Annotated in this window: 1 protein-coding gene; it reads right to left on the minus strand. The window is 69.7% G+C overall.

Annotation, left to right across the window (positions count from 1 at the left end):
• Positions 1-541 (minus strand): hypothetical protein (locus tag AC5P09_RS52125; protein WP_493880653.1); only part of this gene is annotated, 541 nt, incomplete at both ends.

Raw genomic sequence — 541 nt, forward strand, 5'->3', positions numbered from 1 at the left:
ACCCGCTCGTAGCCGCGGTACTGCGACCAGGTGCGGTGCTTGTTCTCGGTGAACTCGCTGTCGTCGTACGCCCATCCCGCGCCGCCGAGGAACTCGTACGAGGTCACCTTGGCGGGGCTGTCGGTGACCAGGTCCTCCTCGCGGACCTCGGTGACGAGGTACTTGTGGAACCAGTCCTTCACCTGGTTGAGGGCGCCCTTGGGCGTCCAGTACTGCGGGAAGCAGCGCAGGGTGTTGGACTCGGGGGACGCCGGCATCCGCTTCGGCTCAAGGACCCGACAGTCACGGTCGGAGTACTTGACGCCGATGCGGCCGCCGGTCTCGGTGTCGATGGCGTGGATCCGGTAGCGGGAGAAGGGCGGCAGGCCCTCCACCCCGTCGACCCGGTTGTCGAGCTGGAGTCCCGCGAAGGTGACCTTCGGCATGGCGGCGGTGGCGCCGGCGCCGTGGCCGGTGCGGGTGACGGACTCCAGCCACAGGGCCGGGGAGGTGCCGTCACCGGTGGCCGGGAAGGACTGGTCCAGCGCCCAGGAGTCGACGG

Source organism: Streptomyces sp. a15 (genome assembly GCF_059026085.1).